The 14339-nt window shown below is 58.3% G+C and carries 15 protein-coding genes and 1 tRNA gene; 7 read left to right on the top strand and 9 right to left on the bottom strand.

Annotated elements, in window-relative coordinates; genetic code table 11:
- Entirely contained in the window at window positions 1-1098 is a 1098-nt protein-coding gene (gene ychF, locus GOX66_RS08605; protein WP_170761607.1) for a redox-regulated ATPase YchF, read from the bottom strand.
- 198 nt (window positions 1099-1296) lie between these two features.
- On the opposite strand from ychF, the gene GOX66_RS08600 reads away from it, so the two are divergent.
- The 7 genes from GOX66_RS08600 to GOX66_RS08570 all read left to right on the top strand — a co-directional run bounded on the left by GOX66_RS08600 (window position 1297) and on the right by GOX66_RS08570 (window position 7189).
- Window positions 1297-1782, top strand: a complete 486-nt coding sequence (locus GOX66_RS08600; protein WP_170761605.1) for an acyloxyacyl hydrolase — start codon at window positions 1297-1299, stop codon at window positions 1780-1782.
- A gap of 79 nt (window positions 1783-1861) precedes the next feature.
- A complete protein-coding gene (gene trpA, locus GOX66_RS08595; RefSeq protein WP_170761603.1) occupies window positions 1862-2653 on the top strand; it encodes a tryptophan synthase subunit alpha in 792 nt (263 codons plus the stop codon).
- 139 nt (window positions 2654-2792) lie between these two features.
- The gene (locus GOX66_RS08590) at window positions 2793-3959 is read left to right on the top strand and encodes an alpha-hydroxy acid oxidase (RefSeq protein WP_170761601.1); all 1167 of its coding nucleotides are present in this window, start codon (window positions 2793-2795) and stop codon (window positions 3957-3959) included.
- Between the two features lie 121 nt (window positions 3960-4080).
- The gene (locus GOX66_RS08585; protein WP_170761599.1) at window positions 4081-4740 is read left to right on the top strand and encodes a 50S ribosomal protein L25/general stress protein Ctc; all 660 of its coding nucleotides are present in this window, start codon (window positions 4081-4083) and stop codon (window positions 4738-4740) included.
- A gap of 139 nt (window positions 4741-4879) precedes the next feature.
- Window positions 4880-5560 (top strand): aminoacyl-tRNA hydrolase, encoded by a 681-nt coding sequence (pth, locus tag GOX66_RS08580; RefSeq protein ID WP_170761597.1) that lies wholly within the window; start codon window positions 4880-4882, stop codon window positions 5558-5560.
- 81 nt (window positions 5561-5641) lie between these two features.
- The gene (locus GOX66_RS08575; protein ID WP_170761595.1) at window positions 5642-6805 is read left to right on the top strand and encodes a serine hydrolase domain-containing protein; all 1164 of its coding nucleotides are present in this window, start codon (window positions 5642-5644) and stop codon (window positions 6803-6805) included.
- A 9-nt stretch (window positions 6806-6814) separates the two neighbouring features.
- Window positions 6815-7189, top strand: a complete 375-nt coding sequence (locus tag GOX66_RS08570) for a DUF2237 family protein (protein ID WP_170761593.1) — start codon at window positions 6815-6817, stop codon at window positions 7187-7189.
- A gap of 42 nt (window positions 7190-7231) precedes the next feature.
- Here the strand turns inward: GOX66_RS08570 and GOX66_RS08565 are convergent, their stop codons facing one another.
- The 8 genes from GOX66_RS08565 to rpsA all read right to left on the bottom strand — a co-directional run bounded on the left by GOX66_RS08565 (window position 7232) and on the right by rpsA (window position 14152).
- A complete protein-coding gene (locus tag GOX66_RS08565) occupies window positions 7232-8377 on the bottom strand; it encodes a slipin family protein (RefSeq protein ID WP_214652594.1) in 1146 nt (381 codons plus the stop codon).
- Window positions 8378-8773: 396 nt separating this feature from the next.
- Window positions 8774-8846, bottom strand: a tRNA-Arg gene (locus tag GOX66_RS08560).
- 364 nt (window positions 8847-9210) lie between these two features.
- Entirely contained in the window at window positions 9211-10458 is a 1248-nt protein-coding gene (gene trpB, locus GOX66_RS08555; RefSeq protein WP_170761591.1) for a tryptophan synthase subunit beta, read from the bottom strand.
- A gap of 67 nt (window positions 10459-10525) precedes the next feature.
- The gene (locus tag GOX66_RS08550; protein ID WP_170761589.1) at window positions 10526-10861 is read right to left on the bottom strand and encodes a hypothetical protein; all 336 of its coding nucleotides are present in this window, start codon (window positions 10859-10861) and stop codon (window positions 10526-10528) included.
- 47 nt (window positions 10862-10908) lie between these two features.
- Window positions 10909-11553: a phosphoribosylanthranilate isomerase gene (locus tag GOX66_RS08545; protein ID WP_170761588.1), complete on the bottom strand. Its 645-nt coding sequence runs from the start codon at window positions 11551-11553 to the stop codon at window positions 10909-10911.
- 9 nt (window positions 11554-11562) lie between these two features.
- A complete protein-coding gene (locus tag GOX66_RS08540; protein WP_170762007.1) occupies window positions 11563-11913 on the bottom strand; it encodes a lipopolysaccharide assembly protein LapA domain-containing protein in 351 nt (116 codons plus the stop codon).
- 6 nt (window positions 11914-11919) lie between these two features.
- The gene (ihfB, locus tag GOX66_RS08535; protein ID WP_037310872.1) at window positions 11920-12204 is read right to left on the bottom strand and encodes an integration host factor subunit beta; all 285 of its coding nucleotides are present in this window, start codon (window positions 12202-12204) and stop codon (window positions 11920-11922) included.
- Window positions 12205-12475: 271 nt separating this feature from the next.
- Window positions 12476-14152, bottom strand: a complete 1677-nt coding sequence (gene rpsA / locus GOX66_RS08530) for a 30S ribosomal protein S1 (protein WP_170761586.1) — start codon at window positions 14150-14152, stop codon at window positions 12476-12478.
- Window positions 14153-14339 lie beyond the last annotated feature (187 nt).

Here is a 14339-nt window from a genome sequence, read left to right as displayed (position 1 = left end):
TCAGGTGTTGAACAGGAAATGCAGCACATCGCCATCTTTGACGACGTAGCCCTTGCCCTCGGCCCGCATTTTGCCGGCTTCCTTCGCGCCCTGCTCACCATTGGCTGCGATGAAATCGTCGTAGGCGATGGTCTCGGCGCGGATGAAGCCCTTTTCGAAGTCGCCATGAATGACGCCAGCGGCCTGCGGCGCGGCTGTGCCGGTACGGATGGTCCAAGCGCGGGCCTCTTTCGGGCCGACGGTGAAATAGGTTTCCAGCTTGAGCAGGTCATAGCCAGCGCGGATCAGACGGTCGAGGCCGGGCTCTTCCAGCCCCATCTCTTCAAGGAACATCTGTGCCTCGTCGTCTTCCAGCAGGCTGATCTCTTCTTCGATCTTGGCGCTGATGATGACGTGGGCGTTGCCCTGAGCGGCGGCCATCTCGGCGACCTTGGCCGAGTATTCGTTGCCCGCTGCCGCCTCTTCTTCAGATACGTTGCAGACGTAAAGCACGGGTTTGGTCGTCAGCAGTTGCAGCATCTTCCAGGCTTTGGCGTCTTCGTCTGACACTTCAACCAGACGCGCAGGCTTGCCGTTTTCCAGCATCGCTTGCGCGGTGGCCAGCAGCCGATCCTGCTGCTGCGCCTCTTTGTCGTTGCCCTTCAGCTTGCGGACCAAATTGGCGCGGCGTTTTTCGATGCTTTCCAGATCGGCCAGCATCAACTCGGTCTCGATCGTGTCGGCATCGGCAACAGGGTCGACGCGGCCATCCACATGGGTCACATCGCCATCTTCGAAACAGCGCAGCACATGGGCGATGGCATCAGTTTCGCGGATGTTGGCCAGAAACTGGTTGCCCAGCCCCTCGCCCTTAGAGGCCCCTTTTACCAGACCGGCGATGTCCACAAAGGTCATCCGCGTCGGTATGATCTGTTTCGAACTGGCGATTGCCGCCAGTTTGTCCAGCCGGTCATCAGGCACCGCGACATCCCCCACATTGGGTTCAATCGTGCAGAACGGGAAATTCGCCGCCTGCGCAGCTGCGGTCTTGGTCAGCGCATTGAAGAGGGTCGACTTGCCCACATTCGGCAAACCCACGATTCCCATTTTAAAGCCCATGACGGTCTCCTGATGCCATTCGAGGGGTGCTTCTATGCAGGTCCGGGTCAATGCGCAAGCCAGACTGCAGGCAGGTCCACAAGTCCGATTTGCAACATCACGAAAATGTTCGGCAACCGTGAGCTTGCCCGGATTGAATTCGGCACACTAAGCTCACCACGTAGGACGTTGCGAACAAACAAAAAGTGAATACCAGACATGAAGCACTTTATTGTACCTCTTGCGCTGCTGTTGGCCGCCCCGGCCGCGCAAGCCCAATCCCTTGTTTTTGGCGCCGGATATTCGGACTATTCCGACAGCGACTCTGAGGACGAGGCCGTGTTCTCGCTCGAGTACCAGCACCGACATTTTCACGAGGCTACACGCTTTTCGGCCACCTGGGGTGGCGCCCTGACCGTGGATACCGCAAGTGACATTCATATCGGCATCGGCCTGATCGGAATTTACGAATTTGCCGACCGGTGGTTCTTTGAAGGCAGCGTCATGCCCGGGTACTTCTCAGACGGCGAAGACCGCAACGATCTTGGCGGGGATTTTCAGATCCGCACTCTGCTGGGCGTCGGGTACACGCTGGACAGCGGCAATAAAGTGTCTCTGGCGATTACCCACAAATCCAACGCCAGCACGCAGGACGACAACCCGGGCGTCAACTCGGCACTGCTGAGGTATCACTACGCGTTCTGAAGCGATGAGGCAGGACCGGGATTGATTTTCACGCAAAGTTTCTGCACATCAGGTCCAAACCTGAATGCAAGGACTGCAGATGACCCGTATCGATGCCAAGTTCGCCGCTCTGAAAGCCGAAGGGAAAAAGGCCTTTGTCGCCTATATCATGGCCGGAGATCCCGACTTCGACACCTCGCTCGAGGTTGTAAAGGGCCTGCCCGGGGCAGGAGTCGACGTGATTGAACTGGGTCTTCCTTTCACCGACCCGATGGCAGATGGCCCCACAATCCAGGCCGCCGGGCAACGGGCGCTGGATGGCGGTATGACCCTGCAGCGGACACTGGATCTGGCTCGTGCCTTTCGGGAAACAGACGATACCACCCCGATTGTTCTGATGGGATATTACAATCCGATCTATAACCGCGGCGTCGATACGTTCCTGACGGATGCGAAGGACGCCGGTATCGACGGCCTGATCGTGGTTGATCTACCCCCCGAAGAAGACGAAGAACTGTGCCTGCCAGCGCAGGCGGCCGGTTTGAACTTCATCCGCCTTGCGACACCCACCACGGACGACAAACGCCTGCCACGCGTCCTGCAAAACACATCAGGCTTTGTCTACTACGTTTCAATCACTGGTATCACGGGTGCCGCCGAAGCGCAGGCAACGAATGTCGGCCCCGAAGTAGCCAGGATCAAATCTGCAACGGACCTGCCCGTGATCGTGGGCTTTGGCATCAACACGCCTGAAAAATCCAAAGCCATCGCCAGTGTCGCAGATGGCGCCGTTGTCGGCTCGGCCATTGTCAGCCAGATCGCTGCGGGCAAACCCGTCGCCGAGGTTCTGGACTTTGTCAAAACACTGGCTGACGGCGCGCATTCCGTCTGATCCCAAAGACATACAGATCCCTTCGACAAAGCCGCAGCGGGCCCCATGTTTGCCGCGGCCATTTTGATGTCTGGCCCTGATTGCGCCCTGCATAAAGCATTGGTAAAAAAGCATAACCAAATTACCGAAGGCGCTGGCCATGCCCGTAATTACGACCATCGAGGATCTGCGACGCATCTATGAACGCCGTGTGCCGCGGATGTTCTATGACTATGCGGAAAGCGGCAGCTGGACCGAGCAGACCTTTCGCGACAACAGTGCCGACTTCGAAAACATCCGCCTGCGGCAGCGAGTTGCCGTGGACATGGATGGCAGGTCGACGGCCTCTCAGATGATTGGTCAGGACGTTGCCCTGCCGGTCGCGCTGGCCCCGGTTGGGCTGACAGGCATGCAGCACGCAGACGGAGAGATAAAGGCCGCCAAAGCCGCCGAGGATTTTGGCGTGCCCTTTACCCTGTCCACGATGTCGATCAACTCGATCGAGGATGTGGCAGAAAACACGGCCAAACCCTTCTGGTTTCAGCTGTACACGATGAAGGACCAGGACTATGTCGGTCGCCTGATCCAACGCGCCAAGGACGCAAAATGCTCGGCGCTGGTGATTACGCTGGACCTGCAGATTCTGGGGCAGCGGCACAAGGACCTGAAAAACGGCCTGTCCGCCCCACCGAAACTGACGGCGAAGACCATCGCAAATCTGATGACCAAATGGTCGTGGGGGATCGAGATGCTGGGCGCATCGCGCCGCGAGTTCGGCAATATCGTGGGTCATGTCGAAGGTATCTCGGATGCATCTTCTCTGGGTGCGTGGACAGCCGAACAGTTCGACCCCAGCCTCGACTGGAAAAAGGTCGAAAAGCTGATGGAGCAATGGGGCGGGAAGGTTATCCTGAAAGGCATCCTGGACGCCGAAGACGCAAAAACGGCCGCGAAACTCGGCGCTGACGCCATTATTGTTTCGAACCACGGCGGGCGACAGTTGGACGGTGCCCTCAGTTCCATTCGAATGCTGCCGGAGATCATGGATGCGGTCGGCAACGACGTCGAGGTTCATCTGGACAGCGGTATCCGCTCCGGTCAGGACGTTCTCAAGGCTTTGGCATTGGGCGCCAAAGGAACTTATATCGGGCGCGCTTTTGTCTATGGGCTGGGTGCCATGGGACAGAAAGGTGTCACCACCGCGCTTGAAGTCATCCAAAAGGAATTGGACACGACTATGGCGTTGTGCGGCGAACGCGGCGTGGGTGATCTGGGTCGGCACAACCTGTTGGTCCCCGAAGACTTTGGCGGTCGCTGGCAGAGTTGATTTGCCCTTGAAAACAAATAGGCAAAAAGCTCTTTCCAATTCCCATGAATCAAGCTAAGGACGCGGCTTCACGCGGGTATACAGCCTTGGAGGATGCCCGCCCTAACATTGGAGATATATCATGGCTGGTGAGATTCCTGATCTCGTAGCTCTGGAACGGACGGGGACAGGCAAGGGCGCCGCTCGTCAGGCACGCCGCGACGGCATGGTTCCGGGCATTGTTTTTGGTGGCGACAAAGATCCGCTGCCGATCCAGATCCCGTTCAACGTCCTGTTCAAGCGTCTGAAAGCGGGCCGGTTCAAGTCGACTCTTTGGAACCTGAAGGTTGACGGCCACGAAGACGTTCGCGTTATCTGCCGCGACGTTCAGCGTGACGTTGTCAAAGACCTGCCGACCCACCTGGACCTGATGCGCCTGCGTCGGACCACCAAGATCGCGCTGTTCATCCCCGTTGAGTTCATCAACGAAGAAGCGGCACCCGGTATCAAGAAGGGCGGCGTTCTGACCGTTGTCCGTCCGGAAGTCGAACTGATGTGCACCGCAGGTGACATTCCTGAGAAGATCACCGTTGACGTGACCGGAATGAATATCAACGACGTGGTCACCATTTCGTCGGTTGACCTGCCTGAAGGCACCAAGCCGACCATCGACCGCGATTTCGTGATCGCGAACGTCTCGGCCCCGACCGGCCTGACAACCGACGAAGACGAAGAAGGTGATGAAGCCGAAGTGGCCGCTGACGAAGTTGAAGTCGTTGGTCAGGAAGAAGCAGAAGAATAAACCCGGACCAAATACTCCGGATTTAGAAACGGGGCTCCTACGGGGCCCCGTTTTTCTTTGCGCGCTTGGGCTGGAAAATCGGCCACGTTCCATGCAATCAACCAAGTGCGCATTTCGCACACTGAATAAGGACGAGACTATGAAATTGTTTGTCGGATTGGGGAACCCCGGGCCTAAATACGTCCGCAACCGGCACAATATCGGCTTTATGGCTGTCGACCGGATTGCTGATGATCACGGGTTCGGCCCGTGGAAGTCCAAATTTCAGGCCGAAATTGCCGAAGGTCGGCTGGGCTCGGAAAAGGTGCTGCTGATCAAACCGCAAACTTTCATGAACCGTTCGGGCCAGTCCGTGGGTGAAGCGATGCGGTTCTACAAACTGGATTCGACCGACGTGACCATCTTTCACGACGAATTGGACCTTGCCCCCGGCAAGGTGCGCGTTAAGGCAGGTGGCGGTCACGCCGGCCACAACGGACTGCGCTCGATCCATGAACATATCAGCCCCGCTTACGACCGGGTACGGCTGGGGATCGGGCATCCGGGCCGGAAAGAAATGGTCTCACCTTACGTTCTGAGTGATTTTGCCAAGGCTGATGCCGATTGGCTGGACGATGTCCTGCGCGGAGTGTCGGACGGTGCCACTAATCTGGCCGCAGGGGATGGTGGTAAATTCATGAACGCCGTCGCATTGCGCACCGCCCCTCCGCGATCGTCGAAGTCCCCCGCTGACTCACCCAAGCCGACCGCAAAACCAACGGCGGAGCCCGAGGTGGATAACCGTTCGGCAATGCAAAAGCTGCTGGACAAGTTCAAATAGACCCGTCGGCAATGCCGCTACGTCCTGATTGCGAATTGAACCCGTCCACGTTCCAATAGATACGCAAATGGGAGGCGACATATGAGAAGCTTGGTGAAATGGGCGTTGCGCATCCTGCTGATGCTGGTGTTGGCAGCGGCCGTTGTTGGCTTCTGGAAACGCGAAGAGATACAGCGCCTGATGGCGGTGAACTCTTTGTTTTCCGAAGAAAAGATTGTTCACAACTTCTCTCATATGAACGAGGCGTTCTTGACGGTCGACCTGCCACGCGGAGACGGGCCGACCTGGGAATTGCCGTACGGGCCTGGCTTTGATCTGCCAGACGGCACAGATACATGGATCGAAGAGCGCGCCGTTACGTCCCTGCTGGTGATGCAGGACGGCCAGATCCGGTTCGAAGAATATTATCTGGGCACCGCCGCAGAGGACCGCCGGATTTCATGGTCTGTCGCCAAAAGCTATCTGTCCGCACTGTTCGGCATCCTGCTGGGCGAAGGCGCAATCGACTCGTTGGACGATCCGGTGGTGAAATACGCGCCAAAGCTGAACGGCACGGCCTATGACGGCGCAACAATCCGCAATGTCCTGAACATGGCCAGCGGCGTCACCTTCGACGAGGATTACCTGGACTACAATTCGGACATCAACCGGATGGGCCGCGTCGTGGCACTGGGCGGAGAGCTGGATGATTTCGCAGCGTCATTGCAAGACAGTTTCGCCACTCCGGGTGAGACCTGGCAATACGTGTCGATCGACACGCATGTCATTGGCATGGTGATCCGCGGCGCCACCGGGCGCAGTGTTACCGAACTGCTGACGGAAAATGTCATCCAACCGCTGGGCTTGGAGCGCGACGGCTACTATGTGACTGACGGCGCAGGGGTTGCCTTTGTGCTGGGCGGGCTGAACTTCACAACCCGGGATTTTGCCCGGTTCGGTCAGATGATCCTGCAAAACGGGGTTCATGACGGCCGGCAACTCGTCCCGGCAGAATGGATCGCGGAGTCCGTGTTTCCCAGTGCCCCAACCGAAACTGGAAAGATTGGCTATGGTTATCAATGGTGGGTTCCTGTTGGTGCGCATGAAGGCGAGTTTCTGGCCCGTGGGGTTTATGGCCAGTACATCTATTTCGATCAGCCGCGCGGGGTGCTGATTGTCTCGACAGGGGCTGATCGCAAGTTCCGCGATCCGGGCGTGAACGAGGCGAATATAGAAATGTTCCGCAAGATTGCGCAAAGCCTGTAAGGTAGGCGCATGGAAAAACAGGATAGTATCAACGTTTTGGGTGGCGTCCTCGCCCCATGTTCACGCGATCCGCTGACCGGGTTCTTTCGCGATGGCGCCTGCAATACCTGCCCCGAGGATCAGGGCAGTCATACGGTTTGCGCTGTAATGACAGCCGAATTTCTGGCCTTTTCAAAGTATGTCGGAAACGACCTGAGCACACCGCACCCGGATTTCAACTTTCCGGGTCTCAAACCCGGAGATAGCTGGTGCCTGTGCGCAGCGCGCTTTCTTCAGGCCCATGACGAAGGCTGTGCGCCAAAAGTGCATCTTGAGGCAACCCACCAGCGGGCGCTTGAGATCGTGCCGCTACGCCTTCTGAAAGAACACGCCGTTCTGGAATAAGCAGACCGGCCCGGAATCAACCGGACCGGCCCTAATTCGGGATCACTCCCGCAGTTTGACAAGGTCGGACATCAGCCCTTCGGTCCCATTATGGACCGTCAGCCGCTCGACCTTCCCCGCGATGGTTTCCAGAGCCTCCAGCTCTTTCAACCGCAGCATCACCGGGTTTTCCGCCATCACCTTCGCGGTGTTCAGCAGCGACCGTGTGGCATTGGTTTCTTCCCGCCGCCGGATGACGTTGGCCTCGGCCTGTTTCTCGGCAGCGACCACGGCGGTCAGGATTTCCCGCATCTCACCGGGCAGGATAACGTCTTTCAACGCGATCTCGCCCACTTCGATACCGATCCCGGCCATCTGTGTCCGCACCCGATCCGCAGCCTCGGTGTCGACGGTCACTTTCTCGGCCAGCAACCGGTCAAGTGTCATCGCACCCAAGGTCTTCCGGAACGCCAGTTGCAGCGCCCGGTGCAGGGCCTGATCGAAGTCCTTGACCGACCCCACCGCCTTGACCGGATCGACGACCCGGTAGTCGGCGCTGAGGTTGATCCGGATGGTCACCCGGTCCTTGGTCAGAATCTCCTGCCCCGTCACCTCATGAGTCCGCTGCCGCAGGTCGATCTGCTTGACCTCGACGTTCCGGCCCACTTTCCAGAAGGCATGCGCACCAGGGTTCAGTTGATCCACCAGCACACCGTCAACTGTCAGCAGACCGGTATGGCCTTCGGCGATCTCGACCTGCGTAAGGTTCAGCCGCAACCCGGCCCGAACCAGCCGCTGCGCCGTCGCTTTGAGCACAGCCATGGTCTCGGTCAGCGCGTGGTGTTCGACCTTAAATGGCCCTGCAGCTTTCCAGACAAGTGCCCGTGCTTCGGGGTTCAACACCCGAACAGGCACCTCATCCCGCAGCAGAACCAGAACTTCGTCAGGCCCGGCCCGGAACTCGGTCAGATGCTTGTCGGCCAGTTCAGGCCGGTTCTGCATCAGCGTCCGCTCATAGGGCGACACGAAAAAGAGATTCTCCAGATCGTGCAGCTCGGTCAGCACATCCTGGCGCGGCAACCGGTGTTTCCCGGCACTCAGGATTGCATCGAACACCCCGTTGCGCAGGACCAGCATCCGCTGGGTCTCGGTCAGGATCAGCCGTTGATAACCGGTCAGCCGGTCAATCAGATCTTGGAACAGTGTCATATCATTTCTCCTTTTCGTCTTGCTCTATCGTCGTCGCAAATGCGAACTCCTTTTCATGTTTTCAGTAGGTTGCACCCCGAACAGGTGACAGGTGTGAAGCCTTCGGATGAAGGCAGGAAAGGTCCGGACATCCCCCGCGCCATGCCCCTGCGCGGGAAGGTCAGAGAGAGGGGCGCGGGACCGATGCGCCGCCTTACCCAAGGGGTCAAGCGGGGCACCAATCCGGCGGCACCGTCATCTGCCCTCCGGCCCAAGACCAGAGCAGCGAAGACCCCTGCCCCGCCCGGCCAAAGCCTGGCGTTGCGCGGTGCCACCCCTGCTGGGGGACACCCGGACCCATAATTTGGAGACCGCTTTCGCGGCCGGCGTTGAAGGCCGGTGCTGACTGAACAGCTTTGTCAAATGGCGGGATTCGAACCCGCAACACATCGATTCGCAGTCGATTACTCTACCATTGAGCTACATTTGCGGCTTTGGAAGGAGTCGAACCTTCGCCTACAGATGGGAAACCTGCCGCTCTATCCAACTGAGCTACAAAGCATACCAATCCCCGGTTTCGGCCCTGGCATACGGTATCGGCAGCGCCGTCCGCACCGGGAGAGTGATCACCTCTGCCCGCTAGGGTCCGGCCCGTTGTGACCGGTAACGGCGGGTTTAGGCGAATGGCCTGGATTCGCTCAATAATTTTTTGAGGGTGGAAATTGCACCTGTGGCGCGTGCGCAACAAAATTACCCAGTTGCGCAATATTCGAAAAGCACTGAGCCCAAAAACAGAGCGGCGGACCCGTCAAAGGCACGCCGCTCTTGTCGAATATTGCAATTTTACCGCCTGGTCAGTCGGCGCTGCGGCCTTCGGTATCCGACATGTCGAAGTTCAGATATTTGGCCACGGTTTGAACATCCTTGTCGCCGCGTCCGCACATGTTCATGCAGATCAGGTGATCCTTGGGCAAATCAGGCGCGATCTTCATCACATGCGCCAGCGCGTGGCAGGGCTCCAGCGCGGGGATGATACCTTCGGTCGCGCAGCACAACTGGAACGCCTCAAGCGCCTCTTTGTCCGTGATCGAGACATATTGCGCGCGGCCAACATCATTCAGCCATGAATGTTCTGGACCGATACCGGGGTAATCCAGACCCGCTGAGATCGAATATCCTTCGAGAATCTGCCCGTCATCATCCTGCAGCAGATAGGTGCGGTTGCCATGCAGAACGCCCGGACGACCGCCGGTCAACGAGGCACAGTGTTCCATCTTTTCATTCACGCCCTTACCGCCGGCCTCGACACCGATGATGTTCACGGACTTGTCGTCGAGGAACGGGTAGAACAGGCCCATCGCGTTCGAACCGCCACCGATGGCGGCGATGATCGTGTCTGGCAGGCGGCCTTCGGCCCTTTGCATCTGTTCTTTGGCTTCTTTGCCGATGATCGACTGGAAGTCGCGGACCATCGCCGGGTACGGGTGCGGCCCGGCCACGGTACCGATGCAGTAGAACGTGTCGCGCACATTGGTCACCCAGTCACGCAACGCGTCGTTCATCGCGTCCTTCAGCGTGCCACGGCCGGAAGTCACCGGAATCACCTCGGCCCCCAGCAGGCGCATACGGAATACGTTCGGGGCCTGACGCTGCACGTCATGCGCGCCCATGTAGACCACGCATTTCAGACCGAACTTGGCGCAAACCGTAGCAGTTGCAACGCCGTGCTGCCCTGCCCCGGTTTCGGCGATGATCCGGGTCTTGCCCATACGCCGCGCCAGAATGATCTGGCCCAGCACGTTGTTGATCTTGTGCGCACCGGTGTGGTTCAGCTCGTCGCGTTTCAGATAGATTTTCGCGCCGCCCAGATGTTCAGTCAGGCGCTCCGCGTAATACAGCGGCGAGGGGCGGCCCACATAGTTGGCCCAGAGATCATCCATCTCGGCCCAGAATGTCGGATCGTCTTTGGCCTTCTCATATTCCTCTTCCAGCGACAGGATCAGGGGCATCAGCGTTTCGCTGACGAATCGCCCGCCGAAGATACCGAACCGGCCCTGTTCGTCGGGACCGGACATGAAGGAATTGAAAAGGTCGTTGGCCATGGGTGTCTCCATCGTCGTACCCGTTGTTCATAGGAGGTGGCGACGGGATTTGCCATCGCAAATCGTATCATTCCGCCGCTTGAACATGCTGGCACCAAACCTGCAATGCCTGTCTCCGGCTTGGCACAGCGATACAGTGGAAATGGTGGAACTCATTCACGTCCGCCAGCCGCGATGCCGCCTGCACTACACGCCGATGCGGGCCGGAATGCGCGAATGTCAGCATGGCCTCGGCGTCGTGCCAGACGCTTAGCGAGAAAAACAATCCGTGATGGGGAAACACGTCGGCATGTAAGCACAACGGATCACCGCGCGCCTGCAGCAGGGCCTGACGCGCGCGCCAGACGAATTCCGGCCCGTAGTACCACCGTTTTAAAGAAACACCACCTATCGCCGCCAGCATGTCTGCGCCCTCCCCTATCGGGGATACACAAGCAAGGACCGATCAGATCAACGGGTTGCGTCGACAAACGCCCGGATCAGGTCCAAATCCTTAGCCCCCGGTGCGGTTTCCACACCCGAAGACACGTCGACCTGCCGCGCGCCGGTCATGCAAACTGCCTCGGCAACGTTTTCCGGCGTTAGTCCGCCGGCCAGCATCCATGGACGCTGCCAATATTTCCGCCCGGCCAGCAAACGCCAGTCAAAAGCCAGCCCGTTCCCTCCCGGCAATTCCGAGGTACGCGGCGGTTTCGCATCGATCAGCAATTGGTCGGCCACTTCGGAATACAGATCAATCGCTGCTAAGTCCTCGGGTTCGGCGATGCCGATGGCCTTCATCACCGGCAGACCAATACGCTCCCGCACTTCTGCCACGCGGTCGGGACTTTCCTTGCCATGCAACTGCAACATGTCAAGAGGAACGTCGGACACGATTCGATCCAGATCTTCATCTGAGGCGTTTACAGTCAGCGCGACTTTGGCGATGCCGACGGGCACCAGATGGGCCAGTTCGGCAGCGGCTTCAATCGCCAGATGACGCGGTGATTTGGGGAAGAACACAAACCCCACATAGCGCGCGCCAGCCTCGGCGGCTGCGCGCACGTGGTTTGGGGCGGTCAACCCGCAGATTTTGACGCTTACGTCTTGGGGCATTGGCGTGCCTCAGCTGGCCTCGTCCAGAAGAGCCAGAACTTCGTCCTGACCTTCATTCTGCTTTTTCTTGAGCTTCTTGACCTCACGCTCAAGCTTGCGCACTTCGCCGGTCTTGGTCGAGGCGTCGCGACGGTGCTTGTGCTCACGCAGCCATTCCCACAGGAAGCCGATGATCAGGCCCGCAACCACACCGCCAAGGACGACAATGAACAGAGGCAGGGAAGTACTGAAATTAAAGCCCAGCAGATCGCCAATCTCGTCCGGCATCAGCTTCAGCTCCACCGCCTCGCGGTTGGCAAGCGAAATAGAGATAAGGACGATCCCGAGGGCCGCCAGGAAAGCATATCGGATGTAGCGCATCATGCCTTAGGCTTTACCGTTCAAACGATCCCTTAGCAACTTGCCAGTTTTGAAAAACGGAACACATTTTTCTTCGACCTGCACGGTCTCACCTGTTCTGGGATTGCGGCCGACGCGCGCGTCACGCTGTTTTACGGAAAAAGCACCGAACCCGCGCAACTCAACACGGTCACCGCGCGCCATGGCATCCGTCACCTCTTCGAACACGGTATTCACGATCCGCTCGACGTCACGCTGATAAAGATGCGGGTTCTCGTCGGCGATTTTCTGAATCAGTTCTGAACGGATCATGAGTGTTACCCTCCCAGGCGACCGGTTAACCATGTCTATTGTTCTGGACAGTATAGGAAAAAACCGTGATCGGGGGAACGTAAACTCTGTGTGCAAAGCCTTCATTTTACTGAAAAGTTACGCGATTTTTCGCTTGTTCATGCAAAATCCGCGCCAAAAGCGTGAACCACAACCCAAATAAGATCAAAATTCGGAACATATTGATTCGCAACAAAAACGGCCCCGCGCGGTCGCGCGGGGCCGTAAATTCGGCTTGGACTGAAGTCCGGACTTAGTCGCCCGATTTCAGAGCTGCGCCCAGGATATCGCCCAGCGACGCGCCCGAGTCGGAGGAACCGTACTGTTCCACGGCCTCTTTCTCTTCGGCGATTTCACGTGCCTTGATCGACAGGCCCAAACGGCGGGTTTTGCTGTCGACGTTGGTGACGCGAACGTCGACCTTGTTGCCGACCGAGAAACGCTCGGGGCGCTGCTCAGCACGGTCGCGCGACAGGTCGGAGCGGCGGATGAAGGACTTCATGCCTTCGTATTCCACCTCGATACCGCCATCTTCAATCGCCGTGACTTCGACGGTGATGACCGAGCCACGCTTCACGCCGCCCACGGCTTCGGCGAACTTGTCACCGCCCAGGGCTTTGATCGACAGCGAGATACGCTCTTTTTCCACATCAACTTCCGAGACGACGGCCGAAACCATGTCGCCTTTGCGGTAGTTCTGGATGGCATCCTCGCCACGCTCGTCCCACGACAGGTCCGAAAGGTGAACCATGCCGTCGATGTCGCCTTCGAGACCAATGAACAGACCGAATTCGGTGATGTTCTTGACTTCGCCTTCGACCTGCGTGCCCTCGGGGTGTGTTTCTGCAAACACTTCCCACGGGTTGCGCTGAGTCTGCTTCAGGCCCAGAGACACGCGACGCTTGGCGCCGTCGATTTCCAGAACCATGACGTCGACTTCCTGGCTGGTCGAAACGATCTTGCCGGGGTGGACGTTTTTCTTGGTCCAGGACATCTCGGACACGTGCACCAGACCTTCGACACCGGCTTCCAGCTCGACGAACGCGCCGTAATCGGTGATGTTGGTGACGCGACCCTGATGGACCGAGCCCAGCGGGTACTTGGCAGCAACCAGATCCCACGGATCTTCCTGCAGCTGCTTCATGCCCAGGCTGATGCGGTGGGTCTCTTTGTTGATCTTGATGACCTGAACCTTGATGGTTTCGCCGATCGTCAGGATCTCGGACGGGTGGTTCACACGGCGCCATGCCATGTCGGTGACGTGCAGCAGGCCGTCAACGCCGCCCAGGTCAACGAATGCACCGTATTCGGTGATGTTCTTGACGACACCCTCGACGGTCTGACCTTCGGACAGGTTGCCGATAACCTCGGCGCGCTGTTCGGCACGCGATTCTTCCAGGATTGCGCGGCGCGACACAACGATGTTGCCACGGCGGCGGTCCATTTTCAGAATCTGGAACGGCTGCTTCAGACCCATCAGCGGGCCAGCGTCACGCACGGGGCGAACGTCAACCTGCGAGCCGGGCAGGAACGCAACTGCGCCACCCAAATCGACGGTGAAGCCACCTTTGACGCGACCAAAGATTGCACCTTCGACGCGCTGGTCGTCGGCGTATGCTTTTTCCAGACGGTCCCATGCCTCTTCACGGCGGGCCATCTCGCGCGAGATGACGGCTTCGCCACGGGCGTTTTCTGCAGCGCGCAGGTAAACTTCGACCTCGTCACCAACAGCGATTTCAGGGGCTTCGCCGGGATTTGCGAATTCTTTCAGATCAACGCGGCCTTCCATTTTGTAGCCTACGTCGATGATGGCCTGGCCGGCTTCGATCGCCAGAACCTTGCCTTTGACAACAGAACCCTCTTCGGGCGTGTCCATTTCGAAGCTTTCGTTCAGGAGGGCTTCGAATTCCTCCATGGTTGTATCAGGCATGTGGCGTTGTTTTCCTTTACATACGTTTTTTCTGGCCGAGCGGTTGTCTCCGCCGGTCTTGTTTCATGATGTCTTCAGGCGTGACCCGGATCGCATCTGACTACACAAACACAAAGGGCCGAGGTGACCCGGCCCTGCTCAGATACGTCATCCGGACGTTGACCGCCCTTGTTAAGACGCGTGCTCT

This window comes from Ruegeria lacuscaerulensis, assembly GCF_013031245.1.
Taxonomy (GTDB): domain Bacteria; phylum Pseudomonadota; class Alphaproteobacteria; order Rhodobacterales; family Rhodobacteraceae; genus Ruegeria; species Ruegeria lacuscaerulensis_C.
This window is presented reverse-complemented; position numbering and strand designations above follow the sequence as displayed.